The sequence below is a fragment of the Geotalea sp. SG265 genome (assembly GCF_022808985.1).
Lineage (GTDB): Bacteria > Desulfobacterota > Desulfuromonadia > Geobacterales > Geobacteraceae > Geotalea.
Map to the genome: position 1 here is coordinate 225,488 of NZ_JAKZFT010000002.1, position 25,516 is coordinate 251,003.

A 25,516-nucleotide genomic window follows, 5' to 3' on the forward strand; every position below is an offset into this window, starting at 1 on the left:
ATCTTTCCTCCGCTGTGGCTACAGTTGGGTATAAAGAGATTGTTATATCGCTATTTAGTGCCGCTATCGAGCTTTGCCGCCAGTTCCTGAAAGACGAGTTCAAATCCCGCGGGATTCTTACTGGCAGTGCCCCCTAACGTCACACGACCGTTGCCGACTCTTATCCAGATACGTTTGTGGGACATGAAAAATGCCATGCAGATGCCAATAACCATCAGGGAGCAACCGAGCCAGACGACCCACACGCCCGGATCCTTGGCAACCTGCAGCCCTGTAAAATACTTTTCATCCTTGCCGTCGAAGGTAAAAATCAGGTCACCGCCACGTTTTTCGTCGAAATCACGGCAAGCCGGATTAAGCAATACAATGGAATATTCCTTGCGGCCGTCGGGACGGGTGATCTCCAGCTTTGCCCCCGGCCCGGAGCAACCGGGAAAATCACTCCCCACCTCAGGCGCAATGCCGATAATCTGCATGAAACTGCCATCCGGCAGTGGCGTCCGGTCCTGCTCGTGGGTGATGAGGGGTACGGGCTGTCCGCCGGTCCTTTTCCTGACTGAGAAACGATAGAGCGTGTCGCCTGCAGCGCCGTAGGAAGACTGATAAAAGGTGATTCCTTTATAGGTAAGGGGATCATTGACGATGACCTTTACATTTTCATAGCCGGGCACCGGTTTCCCATTTTCGAGGATGGTAAGGATGCTCTTGAATTCTTTGGGGGCGCCGGTGTCATAAAAGGAGACGGCGAACTTTTCACACCTGACGGAAAAGCCCAGGTCCATGATCTTGCCTGACCGGCTTTCCACCGAATCGACACTACTGCCTTCGGCGATGTTCACATATGCCTTGTACCCGAAAAAGGAGCCGATGAGCGCGCCTATAAAGACAATGACTATGCTGAGATGAACCACATAGACGCCGAGGCGGCAGTAAGGGTTTTTCTGGGCAAACAGATGGTACTCTCCGCTGACTTCTGTCACGATCGGCTCGGCAAACTCGGCCTTGAGGAATGCGGCCATCTTGTCCTTCAGGGCCGGTGCGGTACCGGTGGCCTTTATCTCATGGGTGAGAGAGAGGGAGCGCTCAAAGCCGTCGTCCATGACCAGTGTCGGCTCGGAAATGATTTTCCAGACTCGCGGCAACCTTTTGATGGAACAGGCAATGAGGTTGACCGTCAAAAGATAGAGGAGCAGAATGAACCACCAGGAGTGGTACATGTCGAAAAATCCCAGTTTGCCGTAGAGCTGCAGCTTGAAGGGACTGATGGTCTGAATATACTCCGAGGGGACCGGCACTTGGGGAATGACTGTGCCAATGATAGACGTTATGGCAAGGCCAATGAGGAGAAAGATGGAAAGTTTCAGCGAACAGAAAAAATCCCACAGCATTTGTGCAATTCCGCGATCGTTTGTCGTCGTCAAGGCCGTCTCCTGGTTTATTTATGGTCATTTTAGCGGAATATCCGCAATCGACACGACAGTATAAACCAAATCACAAACCGCAGCAAAACAAAATTTGAACGGAAGAGAACCTTGAAACGAGAAAAGGGAGATGACAATAGTCATCCCCCTCTTCGAATCGCACATTGGTCATGCAATTACTTCTTGTGGCATTCTCCGCACTTGGTCGGACCGGCCTTCTTGGTCTCGTGACAACCTTTGCAAAGCTTGTGAGCCACATCCTTGCCGAAGCCTTCGATCTTGCCGGGACCTTTCTCGTGGCAGGTCTTGCAATCTTTCAGGGCTTCCTGATGCTTCTTGTGCTGGAAAGTCACGTTGCCATTTTTAGCAGGCAGCGTAATGGTATCTGCTGCCATGGCAGCTACTGCGCAAGAAAGCGTCAATGCAACCGCAACAAAAATGCTTTTCATTCGAGTCACCTCCTTCACATTAAAATAAAAACGTGTGAAAATTAATACAGGGACGATGCTCTTGTCAAGGCAAATCATTCATTAAAAAACTGCTTACTCTTCAGCAGCCCGGGATCAGGCTTCCCGCGTCTTTTGTACCCGGGCATCCTTTTCTTCCACTTCGGCTGCCATGGCCTCCCGGAATCCGGCAAGCCTGCCGGCCAGTTCAGCATCGGCCAATGCCAATATCTGTACCGCAAAAATACCGGCATTCTTCGCTCCGGCCTTACCGATGGCCATGGACGCCACCGGAATACCTCCAGGCATCTGCACTGTTGCATATAGGGCATCAACCCCGTTGAGCGCACCGCCAGACATGGGCACACCGATGACAGGCAGGATAGTCTCTGCTGCCACCACCCCGGCAAGGTGAGCAGCCATCCCGGCGCCGGCAATGATGACCTTGATGCCTCTGGCTCGTGCTTCAGCAGCCAGCAGGGCGGTTTTCCGGGGAGCACGATGGGCCGAGGAGATGCGCATCTCGTAAGGTACGCCGAAATTTTCCAGTATTTTTGCCGCTTCTTCCATTACCGGCAGATCGGAATCGCTCCCCATCACCAATAAAACGACTGGGTTCTGCATTAAGGCCTCCACGCTGTATTTGAGTCGTCAACCATCAACGACAAATGGCTTTTTTGCCTATATCCAGGCGGTAATGCGCCCCCGGCCAGGAAATGAGTGCGACGCCTCGGTAGGCCCGGTCGATTGCATCCTTGACGGTCGTCCCCAATGCGGTGACCCCAAGGACCCGGCCGCCGCTGGTGACAAAAGAACCTTCCGTCCGGGATGTACCGGCATGGAACACGTAGAGGTCATCGACCTTTGCCGCCTCGTCTAGCCCGGCAATGGTATCTCCCTTGGCGTAATCCCCCGGATACCCCTGGGCGGCCATGACCACGCATACCGCAGCCTGATCATGCCATTCGATCTGCACCTTGCTGATATCCTTATCCGCAACGGCCATCAAGACCGGCACGATATCCGATTTCATCCGCATGAGCAGCGGCTGACACTCTGGATCGCCGAAACGGGCATTGAATTCCAGGGTTTTCACATTCTCGCCATCGATCATCAGACCAGCATAGAGGACGCCGCGGTAAGGGCGCCCCTCGGCAGCCATGCCGTCCACGGTACGCCGCATAACCTCTTCCATGGCTTTTTCATGTATGGAGGGGGTCACTACTGGCGCCGGCGAATAAGCCCCCATGCCACCGGTGTTGGGACCGGTATCACCGTCATACACCGCCTTGTGATCCTGTGCGCTTGCCAGGGGTATGATGTTTTTACCGTCGGTGAAGGCCAGGAAGGATGCCTCCTCCCCTTTGAGGAATTCCTCGATGACCACCCGCGAACCTGCGGTACCGAAAGCATTGCCCGAGAGCATGTCCGTAACGGCGGCAACGGCTTCATCCCGTGTCCCGGCAATGATGACCCCTTTGCCGGCGGCCAGACCATCAGCTTTTATAACAATTGGGATGCCAATCTTGTCGATGAAGTCGACGGCAGGTCCCACCTCGGTAAAGACCTCATAGGCAGCAGTGGGAACATGGTATTTTTTCATCAGGTCTTTGGAAAACGCCTTGCTCGCCTCGATGATGGCGGCATTCTTCCGGGCACCGAAGATCTTCAGCCCATACTCCTCGAAAAGGTCCACGACCCCCAGAGACAGGGGCAGTTCGGGTCCCACAACCGTCAAATCGATGGACTCCTTGCGGGCGAAGGCCAAAAGTCCCGTCAGATCTTCAACCTTGATCGGCACGTTCTCGGCAATGGTGCCGATGCCGGGATTCCCCGGTGCACAATATACCTTCTCCACCAGAGGCGACTGGGCGATCTTCCACACCAGTGCGTGCTCTCTGCCGCCACTTCCAATGACGAGTATTTTCAATTCAGCCTCCCGTTATTCATCTGCTATCTTATTTTTACTTTTTATCTCTGCAGACGCGCTCCGTGATCGGTCCCATGGCAGGCAAGTAGCGCAAGCGCTCCAGATCAGGGTCATGACGCAGGTATACGCAATCGCCAAAGCCTGCGTCCACAGCCCTGTCCAGATATTCAAAGGCTTGGGCATCGTTCCCCTCCAGTGCGGCATAGGCCCCCATGCCGTACAACATATCCTTGGAAGGCGAGCCCATGGCCACTGCCCGACGATACCAGCCAACGGCAGCAGCATGTTTCCCCAGATGAAGGTTGACGTTTGCCAGCAGCATCATGTTTTCTGCTGATGAGGGCTTCAGGGCCAGTGCCCGTGCGAATGCCCCTTCGGCGGCAGCAAAATTGCGCATCAGGTAATGACTGGTCCCCAGGTTCAGCAGAGCATCCCGGTGGTCGGGATACTTCTGCACCGTAACTTCCAGAATATCCCGCGCCTCGGTAAATCGGTCACCGCTCAAGTACAAAAAACTCAGGTTGTCGAGAGCCTCCCGGTAATCGGGGGCGATAGTCAATGCCCGTCGATAGGCACTTTCGGCCATACCGGGGTTGCCGGCATTGTCCCAGGCATTGCCGAGACCGAACCAGGCGGTTTTGCTCCGGGAAGTCTTTTGAGCCGCATCGCTCCAGAGGGTTACGGCATCCTGCCAGACCTTGGTCCGCTCATGGGCAGCTACACCGAGCACCAGAAGCGGCAAACAGAGCAGGCCGTAGAAGATACGCTGACGGCCCGGCCCCATGGCTTCGCCTGCCAGAAACGACAACCGGCCGAAGAAGATACCCGCACCTGCCATGGGGAAATACAGGTAGCGGTCATTCATCAATGTGATCAGGGGAACGATCTGGGACACCGGCAGCAAGCCGATAAAGAAGACCGCCGTTCCCAGCAGCAGGATTCGATCTCTGCGGTAACAAAGGTAACAGGCCGCAACGAGGACTACCAGGAGGATGGCAGCGCCGATAACCTCCCCATCCAACCCGCTTTTGATCGGCGGTTCGTAGACCGCGCTCAGCCCTACGGGCCAGACCAGCATCTGCAGATACCGGGCAAACACGGGAAGCATGGTGTAAAAGGTCGCCAGGGGGGACCCGCCGTGATAGCCGCTACGCCCTCCCCCCAGTTCGGGGCGCTGGCTTATCAGGGCCAGTACCGCAACGATTGCCGCGGCTGTCAGGTAGGGAAGCTTGTCCAGAAGTCGTTTGCTGATTGTCTTCCTATCCCCGCGGCAGAAATCATCTGCGAGGAAGACAAGCGGAGCCACCACAGCCACCGATTTGGTCAGTAACCCCATGCCGAAGGCTAAGATCGACAGCGGATATGCAGAACGCCCATCCCCTTCCCGGTACCGGACATAGCCGGTCCAGGAAAGAAGAAAAAAGAACATGCTCAATAGGTTTTTCCGCTGGGAAATCCAATCGACCGATTCCACCTGCACCGGGTGCAGCAGAAACAGGACCGCGCCGAAGAAGGCGCCGGACCGCCCACCGACGAGGGGCAAGAGTATCCGGTAGAGGAGCAACGCATTCAGGATGTGCAGCAGGATATTGGTCAGGATGAAGCCGGAAGCCTTTAGGCCCCACAGCTCATAGTCCGCCATGTAGGACACCATTTGCACCGGAGCATAGTTGCCCACGTAAAAGGTGCTGAATACCCCCTTGAGGTGTCCCCAGGTAAACCCATAAATAGTTTCATTGGCCGTGATGTACTTGTTGTCGTCCCAGTTGGAAAGGAACTGGTGGCCGATACTTCCTCCGAAGACCAGAAAGCCGAGGGCAACCAGCACGACAAGAGGCAGCCAGTGTGTCTTCAATTGGTCCAACAGGCGCCTGCGGTCCATGGACGTTTGCTCGATCCCCTGATCAATGGCGGAAGTGGCGCATGGAGGTGAAGACCATGGCCATGCCGTGCTCGTCGGCTGCGGCGATCACTTCCTCATCACGCATGCTGCCCCCGGGCTGGATGACGGCGGTAATTCCAGCCTGTGCGGCATTATCGATGCCGTCGCGGAACGGGAAGAAAGCATCGGAGGCCATAACGGCACCGGCCACCTGGAGGCCGGCATGCTCGGCCTTGATGGCAGCGATGCGTGCCGAATTGACCCGGCTCATCTGTCCGGCACCTACACCTATGGTCATGCCATCCTTGCCGTAGACAATGGCATTGGACTTGACGAATTTCGCCACCCGCCAGGTGAAGAGCAGATCGATCATCTCCTTTTCCGTCGGCTGGCGCTTGGTTACCACCCGCAGATCGCCGTGGAGTGAGAGGTCGGCCTCCTGGACCAGCAGTCCACCATTGACCCGCTTCAGGTCAAGCCGAGGCAGAGACGCCTGCCACTGGCCGCATTCGAGAAGCCGCACGTTCTTTTTTGCCGCGACAACGGCACTGGCCCCGGCGGAGACCTTGGGAGCAATTATCACCTCCACGAACTGGCGGTCCACAATGGCCTTGGCCGCTGCTTCGTCCAGCTCTCCGTTAAAGGCGATGATGCCGCCGAAGGCGGATTCGGGATCGGTCTTGTAGGCCCGGTCGTAGGCTTCCAGCAGCGTCGCACCTATGGCAACGCCACAGGGGTTGGCATGTTTGACGATGACGCAGGCAGGACCCTCGTTGAACTGTTTGACACATTCCAGTGCAGCATCCGTGTCGCCGATGTTGTTGTAGGAAAGCTCCTTACCCTGAAGCTGACGCGCAGTGGCAATAGACACCTCCTTGACGTCCCGCTCCACGTAAAATGCCGCAGTCTGATGGGGATTTTCACCGTAGCGCATCCCCTGGGCCTTATTAAACTGCAGGGTCAGGGTATCGGGATACTGGGCAACACCTTCCCCGGTCCTGGCGCCCAACCAGTTGGAGATGGCGCCGTCATAGGCCGCAGTATGCTGGTAGACCTTCACCGCCAGCCGAAAATTAGTGGCGGGCGAGACCGCACCACCATTCTCCTTCATCTCGTCCAGAACCAGCCGGTAATCGCTGTGATCCACAAGCACCGTCACATCGGCATTGTTTTTCGCTGCCGAACGGAGCATGGTCGGGCCGCCGATATCGATGTTCTCGATGGCATCATCAAGGGTGCAGTCAGGTTTGGCAACGGTCGCCTCAAAGGGGTAGAGATTGACCACCACCATGTCGATGGGCTCGATACCGTGGGCCTTCATGGTTGCCACGTGCTCGGGATTGCTCCTCATGCCCAAAAGGCCGCCATGGACCTTGGGGTGGAGGGTTTTCACCCGGCCGTCGAGCATCTCGGGAAAGCCGGTGAACTCGGAGACGTCTTTGACCGCAAGCCCCGCTTCGCGCAGCAGCTTGGCGGTGCCGCCGGTGGAAAGAATCTCGATGCCATACGCGGCAAGTTCCTTTGCAAATTCCACGATTCCTGTCTTGTCGGATACGCTGACCAGCGCACGGGAAATTTTAGCCATGTTCATTGCTCCTTTTTGTTTTCACCGCACAGCCCAATTGCCTGATGCTCATTCTGCAATGTTCTTGCGGCACTATCCAGTTTTGCGGCTTTTAAGCCGGTCTTTCATCGATGTATCCGAATCGATTGAGGGCATTGTGCCTTCCCCGATTGCGGTCTTTTGCAGGTTGGTCCTGAAATATGCTGGTTGCCAGGCAACGGACAAGGACGCATCCACAGGCCGTGAAGAAAAGGCATCGGACAAAGCGGCCTTCAGTGCTTCGGGAAATTCATGTACGTGAAAAAATTTTTCTCGAAGGCAGGGGTGCCAGACAAGGGGATAACGGTGATTGCCTCAGAAAGTCGATCCAGAGAAGCAAAATCATCTGCGGCAAGGGTGGCGGCTTCCACCCCACGCAGTGCACCTTCGTGGACAAAGCGACTGATTTTTACCATGTTTTCGTCGAAAATTCCAATATTTTTTAGATCTTGTGGCAAGAGCACAGCACCGAAGGAACCGGTCAGCACCACCTGTTTCAGGTCCGTTCTTTTCAGCCCTGCATGGGAAAGCAGCACCTCAATGCCGGTGCAGATGGCGCTCTTTGCCAACTGTATCTGGCGGATATCGTTTTGGCTCAGGTAGATACTGCTTTTGGCATCACGATAGAGCACAAAGGAGGGTTCCCCGTGCATTTCCCGGATATGATTTGCCAGATTGGACGAAATTTCTGCAGGTGCCAGCAAACGACCGGTCTCATCCACCACCCCCTGTTCCAGCAGGAGGGAAAGTGCGGCAATGGCTCCCGATCCGCAGAGCCCGGCCGGCGCGCAACCGCTGATGGTCGTCATCTGCAATCTGCCCTTATCCAAAAACACCCGGTCAATGGCTCCGGGGAGAGCCACCATGCCACAGGCCAGGTTGCCCCCTTCAAAGGCAGGGCCAGCAGCTGCCGAGGTGGCAAAGAGCCGCTCCCCCTCCGCCAGGGCAATCTCGCCGTTGGTTCCCAAGTCCAGGTAAAGGCATGGAGTCTCCCCCCCCGCCGCCCCGAAGAGAAACGCCACCAGGTCCCCCCCCACATATCCACCAGGCATGGGGAATGTGCGGCAGGTCATGTCCATGGCCCAGCCCAGGTCTCGGGTACGCAACGTACATCCGGCAGGAGAGAGGGGGCGATATGGGGGATAGGCGAGAGAATTGACGGGAAGCCCCAGGAGCAGGTGCTCCATGACCGAGTTACCGGCAACGGCAGCGCTGATCAGCGCATCCGGTGCGACGCCGGCGGTATCCGCAAGCTCGGCAGCCATCGAATCCAGCTCCCCGTTGGCCAGGGATCTCATGGAACCTGCCGCATCAGGCGATCTGAGGGCAGCGGCAAGGCGTGTGACCACGTCGGCGCCATAGCTTCGCTGGGGATTGAGCCGGACCGCTGAGGCAAGGCGCTCGCCGGTCTCAGGATTCAGAAGAGAGGCGGCGATAGTCGTCGTCCCCAGATCGAAGGCCAGGGCCAGCGCCTCAGATGATCTCAACAGTATACCCTCCAAAGGGCAGAATCTCGCCGATTCCGACGGCAAAAGAGCCAGATTCCGCAGCACGGGCGAGAAACTGTTCGGCCGCCGCCGGGGCAAGAGAAATGAGCAGCCCCCCCGAGGTTTGGGGATCGAAGAGCGGCAGGAGTTCATCCCTTGGAATGAAACCGCCGGTCAAAGGAGCATAGTAATCGCGGTTGCGGTAGCAGCCGGCGGGGATCAGGCCATCTTTGGCAAGGGCAGGCACCGCAGAAAAGATCGGAATAACCGAAAGATCGAGGCGGATGGTGACAGCCGCGCCACGCGCCATCTCACAGGCATGGCCAATGAGCCCGAAACCGGTAACATCGGTAGCCGCATGGGCACCGCATTCCAGCATCAATTCTGCAGCAGCCTTATTCAGACGGCACATCCAGCCGATAGCTTCATCCGCCTCTGCCGGAGAAACCATGTCGGCCTTTATCGCCGTGGAAACTATGCCCGTACCCAGCGGTTTGGTCAGGATCAGCCTGTCTCCCGGCTTGGCGGTGGAATTCCTCACCACACGGTCGGGATGGATAAGGCCGGTAACGGCAAGGCCATACTTCAGCTCGTCGTCTTCCACCGTGTGCCCACCCACAAGGCATGCCCCTGCCTCTGCCATGGCCTCCTTGCCCCCGGCGAGTATGCGGGCAAGCACGTCACCAGGCAGATCGCAGGCAGGGAAGAAGGCCAGATTCATGGCAGTAACCGGCCGTCCCCCCATGGCATAGATGTCGGAAAGGGCATTGACGGCGGCTATGCGGCCAAAGGTGAACGGGTCGTCCACCAGCGGCGTAATGATGTCGGTAGTCTCCACCAGGGCCAAGTCCGGTCCGATGCGGTAAACTCCCGCATCGTCGGCAGTCTCGGCACCGACAATAAGGGCCGGATCATCCGCATGCAGAAGACCGGCCAGAGCACTCTCCAGGCCCGCCGGGCCCAGTTTTGCAGCTCATCCCGCCGCTTTGACCAAAGCCGTCAATCTCGGCTGCGCCATGTTTACCCCCAACTTTCCCCTTGTTAGTTCACCAGAACAATCAGCGTCGCCACACTCAAACCAGCATCAGCTGCTGGATTTTGCGTCATTCCTGTTGATGATGCCTAGTTCTACACCGCCTGCAGCTGCTCGCCTAAGATAGTAAGCTGCCTTGGCCCGTTCTCCCAGCGATTTGTACACGAGACCATACAGGTAGTTTACATCCATGATCTGAAATTTCACCGGAGACTGAAGCTGTTCAAGGACGGCCAGGGCCTCAACCACCCTGTGCTCCCGGTACTCCCTCAAGGCGGAAAACACCAGATAATCAATCGCATATGGTGGGTCCAGCCTTCGAGCCTTTTCCAAATAGGCGAAGGCATCGCCATACAATTCGGCATTGAAAAGCTCCCTTCCTGCGAGCCAGTGCAAGCGAGGGCTCTGTGGATCGACCTTGAGCCCGGCAAGGTACAGGTGCAAAGCGTCCTTCCAATCGCCGGTACGCTGAAAGGAGAAGCCGCTGAAAGCGATAATCAGAACTGAAAAAATGACCAGAATCAGCTGGCGCAGGCTTCCCCTGGTCACCCACCGTTCGACCAGCCCCCCCATCAGCAGACAGAAGCCGGCAGAAGGAATGAACAGATACCGCTCGGCAACCACTGTGGTAGCCGGAACCAGCCCCACTACGGGTAGCAGCGCCACAAGGAAAAAGGCGAGCGAGAAGGAGATGAGCCGGTCGCTCTTTCTCCAGCGATAGATGAGGTAAATGAGAACCCCCACGCCGGCAACGGACAAAAGGACCGGCACCTCGAGGAAAGCGTGCGAAAACGGGAAGCGACGCAGAATGTTCAGCGGATAGGGGAAAAGCAGGAGCTTGATGTAATGGAAGATAGCCCTGAAGGCGGTATAGACCCGAATCTCGTAACCGCTGCCAAATCCGTAGTAGCTGTTGTTGACGATGCCGGCAGCCTGGGTGATCCTCGTCTGGAGCACGGTGAACAGTATCGCCAGCACAAGAAACGGAGTTCCGAGGATGAACCTCCCTTTCCAGGAACTATTTTCTCCTTCGGCTGAATACGCCCACTCCACTAGCAGGATGAGCAGCGGCAGTATCACCACCGTCGCCTTTCCAAGCAGCGCCAGCAGGAAGAACCCCAGGGACAGCATGTAAAACTTTCTGGATTCGCGCTCCTTGAAAAGACAATAGCTAAGCAGGCAGAGAAATGCAAACAGCCCGCTGACCAAGTCCTTGCGCTGTGCTATGCCGGCAACTGACTCCACATGGACCGGATGTACCACGAACAGAAGTGTCGAGAAGAAGGCAACCGCTGCTGGCGCTGCAGACCATCGGGCAGCCAGCCGAGCGAGTAACAAGTACAAGGTCAAGCAGCAGGCAAGGTAGAAGAAAAGGTTGGAAAGGTGGTAACCGAAAGGGTTTAAGCCCCAGATTTCAAAGTCGAGACAGTAAGTGATATCCCGCAGCGGAAGATATTCCACACCATTGGGCACCGAGGTGAAAATTCTTTTGACGTTCTCTAGATTCAGGCCATGGACTGCCTTGACATTGAGCAGTACACCTGGATCGTCGATATTGAAACCATTGCGGAGTGAACTACCATAGGTAATGACGCCGAGAAGGAACAGCAGGCTCATGTGCAGGGAGCGGCTGTGACGCAGGCTTTTCAGTTGTGTAATCAATAGGGTCCCCTTAGATATATACCCGCGGCACCCTTTTGCTGATCCCGCAGAATATCTCGTAGGGGATGGTGCCGGCCTGCTCCGCCAGCTCCTCGGCATGGATGCAGTTCCCCTGCTCATCGCACCCCAGGAGTGTCACCTCGTCCCCCACCTGGATATCGGGAATGTGGGTGACGTCGAGCATGATCCAGTCCATGCAGACCGTACCCGCCACCTGTGCCCGGCGGCCGCGGATCAGCGCCTCTCCTTTGTTGGTCAGACCCCGGTCGTAACCATCGGCATAACCTACCGGTACGCTCGCCACCAGGGTTTTCCCAGTGCTTACGAAGCGCCGGGCATAGCTGATGGAGGTATCCGCCTCCACCCATTTCAGCATGGCAACTCTGCTTTTCAGGCGCATAACCGGTTTCACGTCTATTTTCCCTTTGAAGTCAGCGGATGGCAGGGCACCGTAAAGGACAATGCCCGGCCTCATCAGGTTGCAGAAGGGAAGATCCCTACTGAAGGCAGCGGCGCTGTTGGCAATATGGACATAGGTGGGTGAAAACCCCTGCTTCTTTGCCTCCTGCAGCACCCCGGTGAACAGTTCCGTCTGGCGGACCGTATAGTTGCTGCCGCTCGCATCAAGCTCATCGGCCGACGCAAAATGGGAGAATATTCCTTCAAGCTCGATGTTTTTCAGTCCCCGCAACTCCCGCAGGAACCCCTCCGCCTCGCCAGGGGAGATGCCGAGGCGCCCCATACCCGTATCCACCTTGAGGTGGACCTTGGCATTGCGGTAGAGCTTTCGCGCCGCTTCATCCAAAGCCTTGGCCTGCTCCAAGGTGAAGAGGGCCGTGGAAATGTTGAAGCCGACGCATTTCTTTTCCTGTCCCGGATAGATGCCGCCAAGGATGAGAATGGGACGGTCGATGCCGCTTTTGCGCAGCTGAATCCCCTCTGCCAAAAAGGCGACACCGAACGCAGTAACTCCCAGCGACTCCAGCTCCAGGGAAATGTCCATGAAACCGTGGCCGTAAGCATCTGCCTTGACCACGGCCAAAAGGCCACAGCCGGGTCTGGCCGCCTTTTTCACCTCAAGGAAGTTATGCCGCAGAGCGGACAGATCTATCTCGGCTATGGTAGGACGGCTATCGATGATCACAGGCTCCCTCTAGCAGACCGAAAAATTCCCCCCAGGGGGGGCTTTGGGAGTTCTAGCACGTATCACAGGCACTGTAAAGGGAATTGGTCTCCCCCGGGTCAGATGCCTTTTACCCCCGTCCGCCGATCTTCCACCCGCAATAAATCATTGACTAAACAGCAAATTTATTCTAGGTTATGTGACTTCGTATACAAGACAAAAATGAGTTTGGCTGACGCTGAAATCATTTGCACTGGCCGGATTCTCCGGCGCAGGAAAGTGGCCAGACATAAACCATTTCAACTCCTGAAAAGCCGCGACCTTTATTGCCGCGGCTTTTCCTGCTTTGACACCGTGGGTCGGCATGGAACAGAAAAAAGATTTTCTTCGCCTTGTCGTCGATCGGCACCCGAGTGCTTCTCCCGTCAGGGGGATCTATCTCATCACCGATGATGGAGCCCGGCTTGTCGAGCGCGTTACACAAGCCCTGGCAAGCGGGGTCAAGCTTCTCCAGTACCGGAGAAAAGCGGGCGCGTCCGGCGAAATATTATCCACCGGCCTGCAGTTGAAAAGACAATGCGCCGAGGCAGGCGCAACCTTTATAGTCAATGACGACCTGGCATTGGCCAGGGCACTCGATGCCGACGGCCTCCATCTGGGGCAGGAAGACGGCAATCCGCAGGAAGCCCGCCGGGAGCTCGGCCAGCAGAAGATTATCGGCATCTCCACCCACAACCTGGCCGAAGCGCTCAAAGCCGAGGCCGATGGTGCCGATTATATCGGCTTCGGCGCCATGTTTCCCACCGGCAGCAAGGAAATCAGTCATCTGGCGGGACCGGAGGCGATACCGGCAATAAAGGCACAGGTGAAGATCCCCCTCGTGGCCATCGGGGGTATCGACCGCGACAACGGCAGCCGGGTGCTCGATAACGGCGCTGATGCACTGGCGGTCATTTCGGCCATACTGGGAAGCAGGGACCCAGGGCTGGCGGCTGCCGAGCTGGCACTGCTCTTCAACCGCCGGGAGCCTTACCCTCGCGGCAGCGTCCTTACCATCGCCGGCAGCGACTCCGGCGGCGGAGCCGGGATTCAGGCGGACCTGAAAACCGTCACCCTGCTCGGCACTTACGGGGCATCGGCAATGACCGCCCTTACGGCCCAGAATACCCGCGGTGTAACCGCCATCCATGGGGTACCGGCAGCATTCCTTTCCCAGCAGCTGGATGCGGTACTGTCGGACATCCCGGTGGACGTGATCAAGACCGGCATGCTCTTCTCCGGGGAAAACATCGGCATCATCGCCGACAAACTGCTGCAGTACGGCAGGAGGATCGTCGTCATCGATCCGGTGATGCTGGCCAAGGGGGGGGCGGAACTGATCGACCGCAAGGCGCTGACCCTCTTCAAAGACAGGCTCCTCCCCGCCGCCTATCTGCTGACACCGAATATACCTGAGGCGGAAAAACTGACCGGCTGCACCATCCATAACGAAGATGACATGTGCCGGGCCGCCGAAATACTGCACCGTCTGGGAGCCGGAAATGTGCTGATAAAAGGGGGTCATCTTGCCGAAGGAACGGCCGTCGATATTCTTTTTGACGGCAAGGACTTCAGCCGGTATCCCGTGCCGCGCATTCTGACGAAAAACACCCATGGAACCGGCTGCACGCTGGCATCGGCCATCGCCGCCTTCCTTGCCCAAGGAGAGCCGCTGCCACAGGCCATAGCCGCCGCCAAAGGATTCATCACCATTGCAATAAAGCTGGCACAACCCTTGGGCAAAGGGCATGGACCGGTAAACCACTATATGGCTGCACAGCAGGTCCGCTGCCGTCAGGGCGCGCCACATCAGGAGTAACCTATGGAGAAGACACAGCTTGAGTCCGCCCGCCAGGGCACAATTACCAAGGAAATGAAGGAAGCGGCCTTCGCCGAGAGCGTTTCCCCGGAATTCATCCGTGACGGCATAGCTGCAGGGTCGATCATCATCTGCCATAACATCAAGCATGGCAATGGTCGCCCCCTGGCGGTGGGCAAAGGGCTCCGCACCAAGATCAATGCCAATATCGGCAGTTCCGCCGACGATCTGGACATCGCCAAGGAGTTGGAAAAGGCCCGGGTTGCCGTCAGGCACGGCGCCGATGCCATCATGGATCTTTCCACCGGCGGCCCCGTCGATGAAATACGGCGCGCCATCATCGCCGAAACTACCGCCTGCATCGGCTCGGTGCCCCTGTACCAGGCCGCTCTCGATGCGGTCAGGACCAAAAACAAGGCCATCGTCGACATGACCGTGGACGATATTTTCGAGGGAATCATCAAGCACGCCGAGGACGGCGTCGACTTCATCACCGTCCACTGCGGCGTCACCAGAAGCACCGTTGAAAGGATGCGCAACGAAGGGAGGATCATGGATGTGGTCTCCCGCGGCGGTGCCTTCACCATCGAATGGATGACCTACAACAGGAAGGAAAATCCGCTCTTCGAACACTTCGATCGCCTTCTGGAGATCACCAAGGCCTACGATATGACCCTTTCCCTGGGCGACGGCTTCCGTCCCGGCTGTCTGGCCGATGCCACCGACCGGGCGCAGATCCATGAACTGATCCTTTTAGGCGAGCTTACCCAACGAGCCCAGGATTTCGGCGTCCAGGTGATGATCGAGGGTCCCGGTCACATGCCCCTCCACCAGATAGAAGCCAACATCCATCTGCAGAAAAGGCTCTGCCACGGGGCGCCGTTCTACGTGCTCGGTCCGCTGGTCACCGATATTGCCCCCGGCTACGATCACATCACCAGCGCCATCGGCGGCACCATCGCCGCTGCCGCAGGCGCCGACTTCCTCTGTTACGTCACCCCCAGCGAACATCTCCGCCTGCCCAGCGTGGACGACGTCAGGGAAGGAGTCATCGCCTCCCGCATCGCCGGCCACGCCGCCGATATCGTCAAAGGGGTGAAAGGAGCCATGGACAAGGATATCCAGATGGCCCGCTGCCGAAAAAAACTCGACTGGGAAGGCCAATTTGCCCTGGCCCTCGACCCGGACAAGGCCCGGCGCCTGCGCGCTGAATCGGGCGTTGCCGACCATGGCGCCTGCACCATGTGCGGCGAGTTCTGCGCCTATAAAGTAATGGACGACGCCATGGAAAAGCAGGCGGCCAAGGCCAAGTAGCCCAAATGGGTTGACTTGACGCAGGAATTGATATAATAGAATAGCTTCATTTGCCGTTATAGCTCAGATGGTAGAGCAGCTGATTCGTAATCAGCAGGTCAGCGGTTCGATTCCGCTTAACGGCTCCAGAAAAAGACAAGGGTTTACGGCACGCAGCTGTAAACCCTTTTTGTTTGCTACAGGTACCAATCATTAGGCGACTATTTTTCTGCCCGGTGGCACCGCAGCCTCGCACGGTACTAACTTCACTGACAAAGCGGCATATCAGGTCGCTGATCGTTGTTTCCATCAGACCTCCACCTGCCGGCACAGTTCTTATGAGTTAATCACCCGGTCCAGATCGGCGATGAGGTCCTCAGTCTCCTCCAGCCCTACTGACAACCGCACCAGGTTGTCGGTCACCCCACGCGCGGCACGTTCCTCAGCAGGCATGGCCGCATGGGACATCTTCGGCGGATAGGAAATGATCGTTTCCACGCCGCCTAGACTGACGGCAAATGCTGCACACTCTGCCTTTTCCAGCACCCGGTGGGTCAGTTCCACCGTTTCCAGCTTGAAAGACAACACCGCCCCCGGCCCCGCCGCCTGGGCATTGTGCACCGCATATCCCGGGTGCTGCTCAAGGCCGGGATAGAAGACCTCCGTCACCCGCCGCTGTTCGGCCAGCCATTTTGCGACAGCCACTGCACTCTTCTGGCTCTCATCCATCCTGACCCGCAGGGTTTTCAAACCGCGCAGCACCAGCCAGCAATCCTGGGGACCGAGAATCGCGCCGAAGGCGTTCTGGATGAACTTGATCCGCTTGCCCAACTCCTTGTCCTTGACCACGGCAAAACCGCAGATGACGTCGCTGTGGCCATTGAGGAACTTGGTGCCGCTGTGGAGGACGATATCGCACCCCAGATCCAGCGGTCTCTGCAGGTAGGGGGTCATGAAAGTATTGTCCACCAGGGTCAGGAGCCCATGCTCCCTTGCTAAAGCCGCGGCAGCTCGCAGATCGGTAATCTTCAGCAGGGGATTGGATGGTGTTTCCAGGTAGATGGCCTTGGTGGCCGGAGTGATGGCCTCGGCAATTTTTGCCGGATCGGTGGCATCCACAAAGGTCGATTGGATGCCCAGACGCCTGAATAGGACGGTCAGCACCCGGAAGGCGCCGCCATAGACATCCTCGCAGACCACCAGGTGGTCACCGGGGGAGAAGAGCAGAAGTACCGAGGAGATGGCCGCCATCCCCGAGGCAAAGGCAAAACCATGGCTGCCATTCTCCAGAAGCGCCACCGTCTCCTCCAGAGCATCGCGGGTGGGATTGCCCGAGCGGGCATAGTCGTACTTGCCGAAATGATCCACGGACTCCTGGGCAAAGGTGGATACCTGGTAGATGGGCACCGAAAGCCCGCCGGTATAGGGATCCACGCTGTGTTTGTTGTGAATGATCTTCGTGCCGAACTTCATGCTTCCCCCTTTTCTTCCTGTGTAAATGCCTGTTCCAGATCCGCGATGAGATCGTTGACGTCTTCAATACCCACGGACAACCGCAAGAGGACGTTGTTGATTCCCAGCCTTGCCCGTATCTCCGGCTGAATGTCCGCATGGGTCTGCAGCTCGGGAAAGGTAACCAGCGTCTCCACACCGCCGAGGCTTTCGGCAAAGGATATCAATTTTGTCTTGACCAGGAGCGTCTCCACCAGTGCCGGATCGGTGACCTCGAAGGCGACCATGGCGCCCCATCCTTTTGCCTGAGATTGTAGCAGATTATGTCCTGCATGCTCTGAAAGACCGGGGTAATGAACCCTGGCCACCAGGGGATGACGGTCCAGCCACGCCGCCAAGGTTGCCGCATTTTCCTGCTGCCGGTCCATCCTGACCCCCAGGGTTTTCATCCCCCGGATGACCAGCCAGGAATCTTGTGGGCCGAGCACCGCTCCCACCGAGTTCTGCAGGAAATATATGCGCTCGGCAAGCTGGGGATCTTTCGCCACCACCAGTCCGGCAATGGTATCGTTGTGCCCTGCAAGATACTTGGAGGCACTGTAGACTGTAATATCCGCTCCCAGGTCCAGCGGCCTGAGCAGGTACGGCGTCAGGAAGGTATTGTCGACAATATGGAGCAGTTGCCGCTCCCTGCACAGACCGCTCAATGCCCTGATGTCGGCGACCTTGAGCAGCGGATTGGTCAGAGACTCGACAAAGAGCGCCTTGGTATTTTGGCGGATAGCCGCTTGTACCGCATTAATCGATGACGTGTCCACATAGGTAAACTCCAGGCCGTACTGGTGGAAGATCTGCTCGAAAAGCCGGTAGGTCCCGCCATAAAGGTCCTCGGTGACGATGAGATGGTCGCCCCGCTGAAACAACAGCAGCAGGTTGGCGATAGCCGCCATTCCCGAAGCGTAGGCAAAGCCCCGCACTCCCCCATCGAGACGGGCAATGCCATCTTCCAGGGATTGCCGGGTGGGATTGCCCGAGCGGCTGTAATCATAGCCGGTGCTCTGCCCCAGTCCCGGATGCCTGAATGTCGCCGTTTGATAAATCGGGACGGTCACCGCCCCCGTCCTTGAATCCCAGTCCAGGCCGATCTGTACTGCCTCTGTCGAAATGTGCATCGCGTCACCCCCTTGTTTTCTCACCAATGCGCGCCCCTTGTGATTTGGAACCGCAAAAACAAAAAATCCCCTTCCGGGGCAGGAAGAGGATCTGGTGAGCTTTTCTCTTCCTTATCTCCCGAAACCTAAGTTTCGCAGGATTTGGCACCTTCCCTTTCGGGGGTTGCCGCGACGTCACAGGGCCGGTCCCTCAGTCGCTCTTGATAAGAATGGTTTTTATTCAGTTGTTGGTTTGTTTACTGCTTCACTTGCAGTACAGCGTACACAAAGGCTACCAAGGTGATAGTCTTATGTCAATCATTTTTTCCTGATTGTGCCACTTTATTCTTGTCCTTGAGAAAAACGACGAAAGCACCATTTCCCCCCATCTGGCGCGGAGCAGGCGCATATTCGGCAACCATCTCCTTCCCTTTGTCGCGCAGCCAGCCGGCAACGGCCGCCTGCAATACCGGCTCGCCGGGAGAATTGTTCCCTTTGCCGGAAATGACCAGCACCGCTTTCTGGGAGCGGTTGTAGGCTCCGGTCACGAAGCGGGCCAGGTTTTCCAGTGCCTCATCTCTGGTCAGACCATGCAGATCCAGCTGAAAATCGATGCGGATCGCCCCGCGCTTGAGCTGCCGTAACCTGTTCTGGTTCAGGGGCCGCAGGGGCTCAACATCGTCAGGCAGTTCATCCTGGAAGACCACATCCATCTCCAGCTTTTCCAGGGCCTGGAGAAAAATCTTCCTTTCGCTCTCCTCAATCCGCTGCACCGCAGGCGGCTTCGGTGATGCCCCCTTGCCCGGTGCCTTGGCCTCCCCCTCCAGTCGCGCCACGTCGGCCACTTCGCGGAGAAACAGCGCCAGATCATCATCGATGGCAGGGGGCGGCTTGACGGCAGGAGGGGCAGCCGGCTTCGCAGGGCCAACGGCCTTTTTCGTTTCCAGCCCCTTCAAGGATTTAAAGGGGTTATGGGAAAAGCTGCCTTCCTTCGGCAGAGCTCCTTTTTTCTCTTTCTTCATCCAGTACCAGAAGGAGCCGATGGGCTCCAGTCCTTTCAGATAGTGGCGACCAGAGTCGGCAGTCCGGCTATTCTTTGGGAACGAGGATAATTTCGATACGCCGGTTCTTGGCTTTGCCTTCCCGTGAAGTATTGTCGGCAACGGGCTTGAACTCCCCGTAGGCGATGGCCGACAGGTTGAGGGGATCTATACCCTGCTGCTGTAGATACCGGGTAACATTAATGGCACGGGCAGCGGAAAGTTCCCAGTTGGTGGGATATTTTTTGGCGAGTGCGCCGACAATCTGGTCGTTGTCAGTATGCCCTTCAATGCGGATCGCCTTATCCTTGATATTTTTGACGATGTCGACGACCTTCTGCAGGACGACGAGCCCTTCGGGCTTCACTTCCGCCTTGCCTGAGTCGAAAAGAACGGCATCCACCATATTCACCGTCAGCTTTCCCTTCAGCTCGGAGATGGTCACCTGCCCCTGGGATATCTCGCTCTTCATCTTCTCAAGCAGATCCTCATAGGTCTTGCTGGTCTTCTGGACCTCTTCCTCCTTGGCCTTCTTCAGGTTCGCTATCTCATCCTTAAGCGCAGCGTTTTCCCCCTCAAGGGCGGCAATCTTCTGCCTCAGGTCGGCAATATTCTTCGAGAGCGTATCCGACTTTGCCTTCAGCACCTTGTCCAGTTCCTTGTTGTCGGCCAGAAGTTTTTCCTTTTCCTTGGTTGCCGTGTTCAAATCCTTGCTCAATTTCTCAACCGTGGATTTCAATGTATCATTCTCTGCCGACAGGACCTTATATTGCTGCTGCAGCGAGGTCAGGCTCTTATCCAGGGATTCCGCCTCTTCCACCTTTTTAAGATATTTGCCCTCGCCCACCAGGCACCCTGATAGTCCGAGAGAAAGCAGTAACACCGTTACCAGTAAGCAGACCTTTTTCACCATGATCAACCTCCTCCTTTGTTTGGGCGGCCGCCAGCAACACTGGGGCACCTGTAACTTCAAACGATCATCCGGCAAGGGAATTAGGAGCTTTCCAAAGGCATGGGGTGACAATCAAGGAGAGCCAGGCCCTTCGCCGACAATTTCCCTCAAACTTTCCGCTTCTTCATGGCCGCCCGTGGCGCGTTTCTCACAGAGCACCGAATCCATGTCGATCCTCCTGAAACTGAGGCCGACTCCCGTATCGGTACTGCGGACGACAGTCGCCGGGATGGTAAAGGAAAATTTTTCCTCAGCCCCCCTGAAGATGATGCTGACCTTTACCGGTTCATCGACGGCTACGGCCCGGGCAGTCTTGACAAACATCCCCTTGAGACTCAGGTCCGCCACTTCTCCCGTAAATGTTTCATCGTTCCAGGTAATCTGCGCATCTGCCTTGCATTGGAATCGGTCGAATTTTCTTTGGGTCACGAAGCTGATCCTTTCTTGCCCACACCTTTGGCGGTCAAAAAAACGCTGTCAGGTTACCACATCTTCAGGTAAAGCGAAAGTATACTTATCCGGCGCTACTGTGTCACTAATTTGACTTTCACGGCGATATTGAAATTATTCTCGTGGAAGGAGATTATGGGTAAATGCCGATGAAATCAGCATTCAGCAGTACTACAACAGAAACGGCAAACATATTGCATAAAGAGTGTCACTTCACCATTCCTCAGCCATTTCAGCTGCAATTCCAGGAGTGATCGACCATGGAAAAGGAACAGATGCTCTCCTCTGCAGAAAACGGCGACCGGTTCGGTCCGGCCGGCGTTAACGACGACGTTGCCACCCAGGGGCCCAACCTCATCCGGCAGCTGAACGAGGCACTGTTCCTTACAAAATTCATGGGGGCAGTCAATGCCAGCCTCGACCCCGACGATGTCTGTGCCATAGCCTCAAGGGTGCTTTTCGATTTCATTGCCTATCGCCGGATCGTCTTCACCCTGTCCCTGGATGGAGGCTGCAAAACCTTCACCTTCTCGCCACAGGAAGAAAAGCTCGCCGAGGAAAGTTTCCGCAGGGCCACACGCTGTTTCACATTTCAGCTGCCGGAAAAGATCGGGAAGGTTGAAATCTGCCTCGACAGGGAGGCGGTGGGCAGCTTCTCCCGGCCTTTTCTTGCTGCCGTCACCGAAAACTTCGCCCAAGCGCTCAAGAACTCCATGGAGTTCTATAGAGTCAAGGAACTGGCAATGCGCGACGGCTTGACGGGGCTCTACAACCGGCGGGTTTTCGATGAGATTCTCACCATCGAAGGGGGGTTGCACAAGCTGATGCCCCTGTCACTGCTACTCCTGGATATGGATGATTTCAAGCAGGTCAACGATACCTTCGGCCATGCAGCCGGCGACCAGGTACTGGCAACATTCGGCACCATTCTCAGGGAAAGCTGCCGGGGAGCGGACTTGGTCGCACGCTATGGAGGAGAGGAATTCGCCATCATTCTGCCTGCCACACCATCGACCAAGGCCACGGAAATCGCCCAGCGAATGAGGATGCGCTTCGCGGCAACGACCTTCGCCTTTGAAGGCCAGCACTTCTGCCAGACCGTCAGTATCGGCATTGCCTGTACCTTCGATACGAAAAAAATACCGATCAGCGAATTGGTGCATCGTGCCGATATGGCCCTGTACCGGGCAAAACGGGAAGGAAAGAACAGGGTCTGCATCCACACGGAAAAGAGCAATGCCCTGGCGAAAGCATGTAGAAAGACACCGGAAACCGTCAGCGAAGCTCTGCTGGTAGCCGGCAATCTCTAGACCGGCCCCTTCCTGACGCAGCTCCGCGCCACCAACCTCTTCTCAACCCTTAAAAATTGGCGATTAATGTGCTTCACTCCAGTTGGCGCCAAAATTCACCTCCACCTTCAGCGGCACCCGCAACTCCAGCGCATGCTCCATCTCATGGCTGACCAGTTTTTCCATGACCAGCTTTTCCTCCAGCGGCACCTCGAAGACCAGTTCGTCATGAACCTGTATAATCAACCGGCTTTTCAGCCCTTCACGCCGCATTCGCCCGTTGACCCGAACCATCGCCTGTTTGATGATATCCGCTGCTGAACCCTGGATGGGATAGTTGATGGCGTTGCGCTGGGCAAAGGAGCGGATGTTGCCGTTGGTGCTGTTGATGTCGGGAATGGGAAGGCGACGGCCGAGAATGGTCGTCACGTAGCCCCGTTCCTCCGCCTCCCGTACGCGTCCGTCAAGAAAGGCCCGGGCGCCGGCATGGCGGGCGAAATAGTTGTCGATGAAGTCTTTGGCAATCTTGGTAGAGACTCCCAGTTCTTTTGCCAGACTGAAGGCTCCCTGACCGTAAATGACGCCGAAGTTGATGGTCTTGGCCTGGCGGCGCATCTCCGGAGTGACCATCTCGGGAAAGAGGCCGAAGACCTCGGCGGCAGTCCGGGTATGGATATCTTCGTCCTTGGCAAAGGCATCACAGAAGACCCTGTCTTCGGAAAGATGGGCCAGGACCCGCAGCTCGATCTGGGAGTAATCGGCAGAAAGGATCAGACACCCCTCTTCGGCAATGAAGGCATGCCTGATGCTGCGCCCCTCCTCGGAACGGATCGGGATGTTCTGCAGGTTCGGTTCGGAGGAGGAGAGGCGACCGGTATTGGTAACCGCCTGGTTGTAAGAGGTATGGATGCGCCCCGACTCCCCGTAGACCAGCTTTGGAAGAGCATCGGTGTAGGTGGATTTCAGCTTGGACAGGCTGCGGTACTGGAGAATGAGTCTGCCGATCTCATGATCGACGGCGAGCCGCTCCAGTTCGTCCACATTGGTGGACCAGCCGGTCTTGGTCTTGGTCTTTTTCCCGCAAGGGAGCTGCAGCCGTTCGAAAAGCACCTCTCCCAGCTGCTTTGGGGAATTGATATTGAAAGTGGTCCCGGCGCAGCGGAAGATTTCACGCTCCAGCTCGGCAAGCTGGGTGCCGAAGCCTGCCGAGAGCTTCTGCAGCAGGGCGAGGTCCAGCTTGACGCCGAAAAGCTCCATCTCGGCAAGAATCTTCACCAGCGGCATCTCCAGCTCGAAGAGCAACCTCTCCATGTCCGACTCCATTACCTGGGGCAGGAACAGCCGGTGCAGCAGCCAGGTGGCGTCGGCATCTTCACAGGAATAGACAGCAGCTTTTTCCACCTCCACCTGGGCAAAGTTTTTCTGCCCCTTGCCGCTGCCCGCCACATCTTCATATGAAATCATCTTGTGGTCGAGCAGTTCCACCGCCAGGGCATTGAGACCGTGGCTGGAGCGGTTGGGATTGAGCAGGTAGGACGCCAGCATGGTATCCAGCCAGACCCCCTCCATCTCGACCCCCGCCTTGCGCAGCACCTGATAATCATATTTAATGTTCTGGCCGATCTTTTTCTTAGCCGGGTCTACCAACAGGGGGCGCAGTCGTTCAAGGACATGGCCGAGGGAAAGCTGGTCGGGAACACCCAGGTAATGGTGAGCAACCGGCACGTAATAGGCCTCGTGATCACTGAAGCTGAAGGAAAAACCAACAATCTCGGCCTCGAAGGGGTTGAGGCTGGTTGTCTCCAGATCAATGGCGAAGGCGGGCTGGGCAGCGAGCTTTTCCACCAGGGCATTGAAATCTTCGGCGGTCAGGACAGTACGGTAGTCATCGCTGGAAAGGGTGGCGACGCTGGTCAGTTCCTTCATGAGCGTCGTAAAGCCGTACTCCCGAAACAGGTCGCCAAGCAGTCGGTTGTCTGGAGGGGAGGCGGCAAAATCATCATAGGAATATGGAACCGGAACGTCGCAGGCAATCGTAGCCAGCTGTCGCGACAGGCGGGCTTGGTCTGCAAACTCACGGAGGCGTTCCCCCACCTTTCCCTTGACGACCGCGGCATTTTCCAGGAGCCGGTCGAGGGAACCATATTCCTGGATCAGCTTGATGGCGGTCTTTTCGCCGATGCCGGGAACCCCTGGGATATTGTCCGACGTATCCCCCGCCAGACCGAGAATATCGACCACCCGCTCCGGGGGAACGCCGAAACGCTCCACCACCTCGGCAGTCCCCGACGCCTTGTCCTTCATGGTGTCCAGTAAAGTGACGCTGTCGGTGACGATCTGCATCAGGTCCTTGTCACCGGTAACGATGACAGCGTTCATCCCCTTCTTCTCACAGTCGCAGGCGATGGTGCCGATGATGTCGTCCGCCTCGAAACCGGGCAGCTCCAGGACCGGAATCCTGAAACCGCGGACCGCCTCCTTGATGGGCTCGATCTGCATGCGCAGATCCTCGGGCATGGCCGAACGGTTCGCTTTATAGGCAGGATAGATATCATTGCGGAAGGTCTGCCGCCCCGCATCGAAGACAACAGCCAGATGGTCCGGCTTCCGGTCCTTGACCACCTTGAGCAGCATCTGGATAAAGCCGTAAAGGGCGTTGGTGGGAAACCCTTTCGGCGAGGAGAGATGCCGGATGGCATAGTAGGCGCGATAGATGTACGATGAGCCGTCGATGAGGTAAAGAGTTGGTTTTTCCGGCATTATGGTTCCCCTATTCCTGCTGTTCCCTGGTAAAGATGACAAAGGCCATGCTCGGCCGCTTGCTCGACTCGCGCATAGCGAACTGGATGCGGTCAAGGAGCCACCCCTTGCCGGTCCACTCGTTGAGGACATCCTCCAGGGTATCCTCAGCTACCGAACTGAGCTCCACGACCTTATATATCTCCATTGCTACCCCCCATGTTGATTTCGTGCCAATAGTAGCCCATAAATCCGGTGGCATCAAGGGTAATAATATCCCCAAGAGCCTTGATCCGTGCGGCAAAAAGAGCTGTTGCATCGACTGAAAAAACTGTTATCATGGGAGAAAAAAGAGGAGGTCTTTTTTTTCAGCAATCGCCGAAACCACCTACTGTAAACCGCATCACAACCAAAAGGGAGTCTGTATGACAGAGAGAGAAGTGGAAGAAATCGATCAACTGGCAAAGGACGCGGAAACTACCCTTAAATTCGACTATGACAAAAAAGACCTGAAAGAACGGCGGGCGATTACGAAACAAACCCTCTACGATGGATCAAAGAAACTGAAACACAGCGTACCGAAAGGGAAAAGGGTATAATCACAACCAAATAAAACCATGGTCACGAAGGGGGAGAAAACCGTAGTGTTTTCTCCCCCTTGACATTGCCGGTAAACTGATTATGTTTATGAAATCACAGCTGGTA

21 protein-coding genes, 1 tRNA gene and 1 riboswitch are annotated in these 25,516 nt (G+C 56.6%); of the genes, 5 read left to right on the forward strand and 17 right to left on the reverse strand.

What is annotated here, in order from left to right; all coding sequences use genetic code 11:
• Nucleotides 1–50: 50 nt before the first annotated feature.
• The 10 genes from ML541_RS03545 to alr all read right to left on the reverse strand — a co-directional run bounded on the left by ML541_RS03545 (nt 51) and on the right by alr (nt 12,602).
• A complete protein-coding gene (locus ML541_RS03545; protein WP_243371129.1) occupies nt 51–1,388 on the reverse strand; it encodes a cytochrome c biogenesis protein ResB in 1,338 nt (445 codons plus the stop codon).
• A gap of 209 nt (nt 1,389–1,597) precedes the next feature.
• Complete coding sequence (locus ML541_RS03550; RefSeq protein ID WP_243370906.1) at nt 1,598–1,870, reverse strand: cytochrome c7; 273 nt, start codon at nt 1,868–1,870, stop codon at nt 1,598–1,600.
• A 114-nt stretch (nt 1,871–1,984) separates the two neighbouring features.
• Nucleotides 1,985–2,491, reverse strand: coding sequence for a 5-(carboxyamino)imidazole ribonucleotide mutase (gene purE / locus ML541_RS03555; protein ID WP_243370909.1), 507 nt, complete (start codon nt 2,489–2,491; stop codon nt 1,985–1,987).
• Nucleotides 2,492–2,525: 34 nt separating this feature from the next.
• Nucleotides 2,526–3,797 carry a phosphoribosylamine--glycine ligase gene (purD, locus tag ML541_RS03560; RefSeq protein ID WP_243370911.1) on the reverse strand — a complete coding sequence of 424 codons (1,272 nt, stop codon included), beginning with the start codon at nt 3,795–3,797 and terminating at the stop codon, nt 2,526–2,528.
• Nucleotides 3,798–3,831: 34 nt separating this feature from the next.
• Entirely contained in the window at nt 3,832–5,679 is a 1,848-nt protein-coding gene (locus ML541_RS03565) for a tetratricopeptide repeat protein (protein WP_243370912.1), read from the reverse strand.
• Nucleotides 5,680–5,701: 22 nt separating this feature from the next.
• Nucleotides 5,702–7,264 carry a bifunctional phosphoribosylaminoimidazolecarboxamide formyltransferase/IMP cyclohydrolase gene (gene purH / locus ML541_RS03570; protein ID WP_243370914.1) on the reverse strand — a complete coding sequence of 521 codons (1,563 nt, stop codon included), beginning with the start codon at nt 7,262–7,264 and terminating at the stop codon, nt 5,702–5,704.
• 251 nt (nt 7,265–7,515) lie between these two features.
• The gene (locus ML541_RS03575) at nt 7,516–8,769 is read right to left on the reverse strand and encodes an ASKHA domain-containing protein (RefSeq protein WP_243370915.1); all 1,254 of its coding nucleotides are present in this window, start codon (nt 8,767–8,769) and stop codon (nt 7,516–7,518) included.
• The gene (gene selD / locus ML541_RS03580; RefSeq protein WP_243370916.1) at nt 8,756–9,787 is read right to left on the reverse strand and encodes a selenide, water dikinase SelD; all 1,032 of its coding nucleotides are present in this window, start codon (nt 9,785–9,787) and stop codon (nt 8,756–8,758) included. Before selD ends, ML541_RS03575 begins: the two co-directional genes overlap by 14 nt.
• 66 nt (nt 9,788–9,853) lie before the next feature.
• Nucleotides 9,854–11,464, reverse strand: coding sequence for a tetratricopeptide repeat protein (locus ML541_RS03585; RefSeq protein WP_243370917.1), 1,611 nt, complete (start codon nt 11,462–11,464; stop codon nt 9,854–9,856).
• Nucleotides 11,465–11,474: 10 nt separating this feature from the next.
• The gene (gene alr / locus ML541_RS03590) at nt 11,475–12,602 is read right to left on the reverse strand and encodes an alanine racemase (RefSeq protein ID WP_243371130.1); all 1,128 of its coding nucleotides are present in this window, start codon (nt 12,600–12,602) and stop codon (nt 11,475–11,477) included.
• A gap of 349 nt (nt 12,603–12,951) precedes the next feature.
• Here alr and thiD point away from each other — a divergent pair, with 349 nt between their 5' ends.
• The 3 genes from thiD to ML541_RS03605 all read left to right on the forward strand — a co-directional run bounded on the left by thiD (nt 12,952) and on the right by ML541_RS03605 (nt 15,887).
• A complete protein-coding gene (gene thiD / locus ML541_RS03595) occupies nt 12,952–14,445 on the forward strand; it encodes a bifunctional hydroxymethylpyrimidine kinase/phosphomethylpyrimidine kinase (protein ID WP_243370919.1) in 1,494 nt (497 codons plus the stop codon).
• A 3-nt stretch (nt 14,446–14,448) separates the two neighbouring features.
• On the forward strand, nt 14,449–15,759 hold the full coding sequence (thiC, locus tag ML541_RS03600) for a phosphomethylpyrimidine synthase ThiC (RefSeq protein WP_243370922.1): 1,311 nt from the start codon (nt 14,449–14,451) through the stop codon (nt 15,757–15,759).
• 52 nt (nt 15,760–15,811) lie between these two features.
• Nucleotides 15,812–15,887, forward strand: a tRNA-Thr gene (locus tag ML541_RS03605).
• A gap of 187 nt (nt 15,888–16,074) precedes the next feature.
• Here the strand turns inward: ML541_RS03605 and ML541_RS03610 are convergent.
• The 5 genes from ML541_RS03610 to ML541_RS03630 all read right to left on the reverse strand — a co-directional run bounded on the left by ML541_RS03610 (nt 16,075) and on the right by ML541_RS03630 (nt 20,762).
• Nucleotides 16,075–17,211 (reverse strand): aminotransferase class I/II-fold pyridoxal phosphate-dependent enzyme, encoded by a 1,137-nt coding sequence (locus tag ML541_RS03610; protein ID WP_243370926.1) that lies wholly within the window; start codon nt 17,209–17,211, stop codon nt 16,075–16,077.
• A complete protein-coding gene (locus ML541_RS03615) occupies nt 17,208–18,362 on the reverse strand; it encodes a PLP-dependent aspartate aminotransferase family protein (RefSeq protein WP_243370928.1) in 1,155 nt (384 codons plus the stop codon). Before ML541_RS03615 ends, ML541_RS03610 begins: the two co-directional genes overlap by 4 nt.
• Nucleotides 18,363–18,470: 108 nt before the next feature.
• A riboswitch (SAM riboswitch) is annotated at nt 18,471–18,572 on the reverse strand.
• 83 nt (nt 18,573–18,655) lie between these two features.
• Entirely contained in the window at nt 18,656–19,504 is an 849-nt protein-coding gene (locus ML541_RS03620; protein ID WP_347710780.1) for a Smr/MutS family protein, read from the reverse strand.
• On the reverse strand, nt 19,431–20,294 hold the full coding sequence (locus ML541_RS03625) for an OmpA family protein (RefSeq protein WP_243370930.1): 864 nt from the start codon (nt 20,292–20,294) through the stop codon (nt 19,431–19,433). The genes ML541_RS03620 and ML541_RS03625 overlap by 74 nt, the downstream gene beginning before the upstream one ends.
• Before the next feature lie 111 nt (nt 20,295–20,405).
• Nucleotides 20,406–20,762, reverse strand: coding sequence for a PilZ domain-containing protein (locus ML541_RS03630; RefSeq protein ID WP_243370932.1), 357 nt, complete (start codon nt 20,760–20,762; stop codon nt 20,406–20,408).
• Between the two features lie 281 nt (nt 20,763–21,043).
• Here ML541_RS03630 and ML541_RS03635 point away from each other — a divergent pair, with 281 nt between their 5' ends.
• On the forward strand, nt 21,044–22,093 hold the full coding sequence (locus tag ML541_RS03635) for a GGDEF domain-containing protein (RefSeq protein WP_243370934.1): 1,050 nt from the start codon (nt 21,044–21,046) through the stop codon (nt 22,091–22,093).
• 63 nt (nt 22,094–22,156) lie between these two features.
• On the opposite strand, the gene polA is transcribed toward ML541_RS03635, so the two are convergent.
• Nucleotides 22,157–24,832 (reverse strand): DNA polymerase I, encoded by a 2,676-nt coding sequence (gene polA, locus ML541_RS03640; protein WP_243370935.1) that lies wholly within the window; start codon nt 24,830–24,832, stop codon nt 22,157–22,159.
• Nucleotides 24,833–24,842: 10 nt separating this feature from the next.
• Nucleotides 24,843–25,019 (reverse strand): DUF4177 domain-containing protein, encoded by a 177-nt coding sequence (locus tag ML541_RS03645; RefSeq protein WP_243370937.1) that lies wholly within the window; start codon nt 25,017–25,019, stop codon nt 24,843–24,845.
• 217 nt (nt 25,020–25,236) lie between these two features.
• On the opposite strand from ML541_RS03645, the gene ML541_RS03650 reads away from it, so the two are divergent.
• Nucleotides 25,237–25,410 carry a hypothetical protein gene (locus tag ML541_RS03650; RefSeq protein ID WP_243370938.1) on the forward strand — a complete coding sequence of 58 codons (174 nt, stop codon included), beginning with the start codon at nt 25,237–25,239 and terminating at the stop codon, nt 25,408–25,410.
• Nucleotides 25,411–25,516: the final 106 nt, after the last annotated feature.

Excerpts from the sequence above, each read along its gene's own strand:
- ML541_RS03545 (WP_243371129.1), bottom strand. The coding sequence starts at position 1,388 with ATGCTGTGGGATTTTTTCTGTTCGCTGAAACTTTCCATCTTTCTCCTC.
- ML541_RS03550 (WP_243370906.1), bottom strand. The coding sequence starts at position 1,870 with ATGAAAAGCATTTTTGTTGCGGTTGCATTGACGCTTTCTTGCGCAGTA.
- purE (WP_243370909.1), bottom strand. The coding sequence starts at position 2,491 with ATGCAGAACCCAGTCGTTTTATTGGTGATGGGGAGCGATTCCGATCTG.
- ML541_RS03565 (WP_243370912.1), bottom strand. The coding sequence starts at position 5,679 with ATGGACCGCAGGCGCCTGTTGGACCAATTGAAGACACACTGGCTGCCT.
- purH (WP_243370914.1), bottom strand. The coding sequence starts at position 7,264 with ATGGCTAAAATTTCCCGTGCGCTGGTCAGCGTATCCGACAAGACAGGA.
- thiD (WP_243370919.1), top strand. The coding sequence starts at position 12,952 with ATGGAACAGAAAAAAGATTTTCTTCGCCTTGTCGTCGATCGGCACCCG.
- thiC (WP_243370922.1), top strand. The coding sequence starts at position 14,449 with ATGGAGAAGACACAGCTTGAGTCCGCCCGCCAGGGCACAATTACCAAG.
- ML541_RS03610 (WP_243370926.1), bottom strand. The coding sequence starts at position 17,211 with ATGAAGTTCGGCACGAAGATCATTCACAACAAACACAGCGTGGATCCC.
- ML541_RS03615 (WP_243370928.1), bottom strand. The coding sequence starts at position 18,362 with ATGCACATTTCGACAGAGGCAGTACAGATCGGCCTGGACTGGGATTCA.
- ML541_RS03625 (WP_243370930.1), bottom strand. The coding sequence starts at position 20,294 with ATGGTGAAAAAGGTCTGCTTACTGGTAACGGTGTTACTGCTTTCTCTC.
- ML541_RS03635 (WP_243370934.1), top strand. The coding sequence starts at position 21,044 with ATGGAAAAGGAACAGATGCTCTCCTCTGCAGAAAACGGCGACCGGTTC.
- polA (WP_243370935.1), bottom strand. The coding sequence starts at position 24,832 with ATGCCGGAAAAACCAACTCTTTACCTCATCGACGGCTCATCGTACATC.
- ML541_RS03645 (WP_243370937.1), bottom strand. The coding sequence starts at position 25,019 with ATGGAGATATATAAGGTCGTGGAGCTCAGTTCGGTAGCTGAGGATACC.
- ML541_RS03650 (WP_243370938.1), top strand. The coding sequence starts at position 25,237 with ATGACAGAGAGAGAAGTGGAAGAAATCGATCAACTGGCAAAGGACGCG.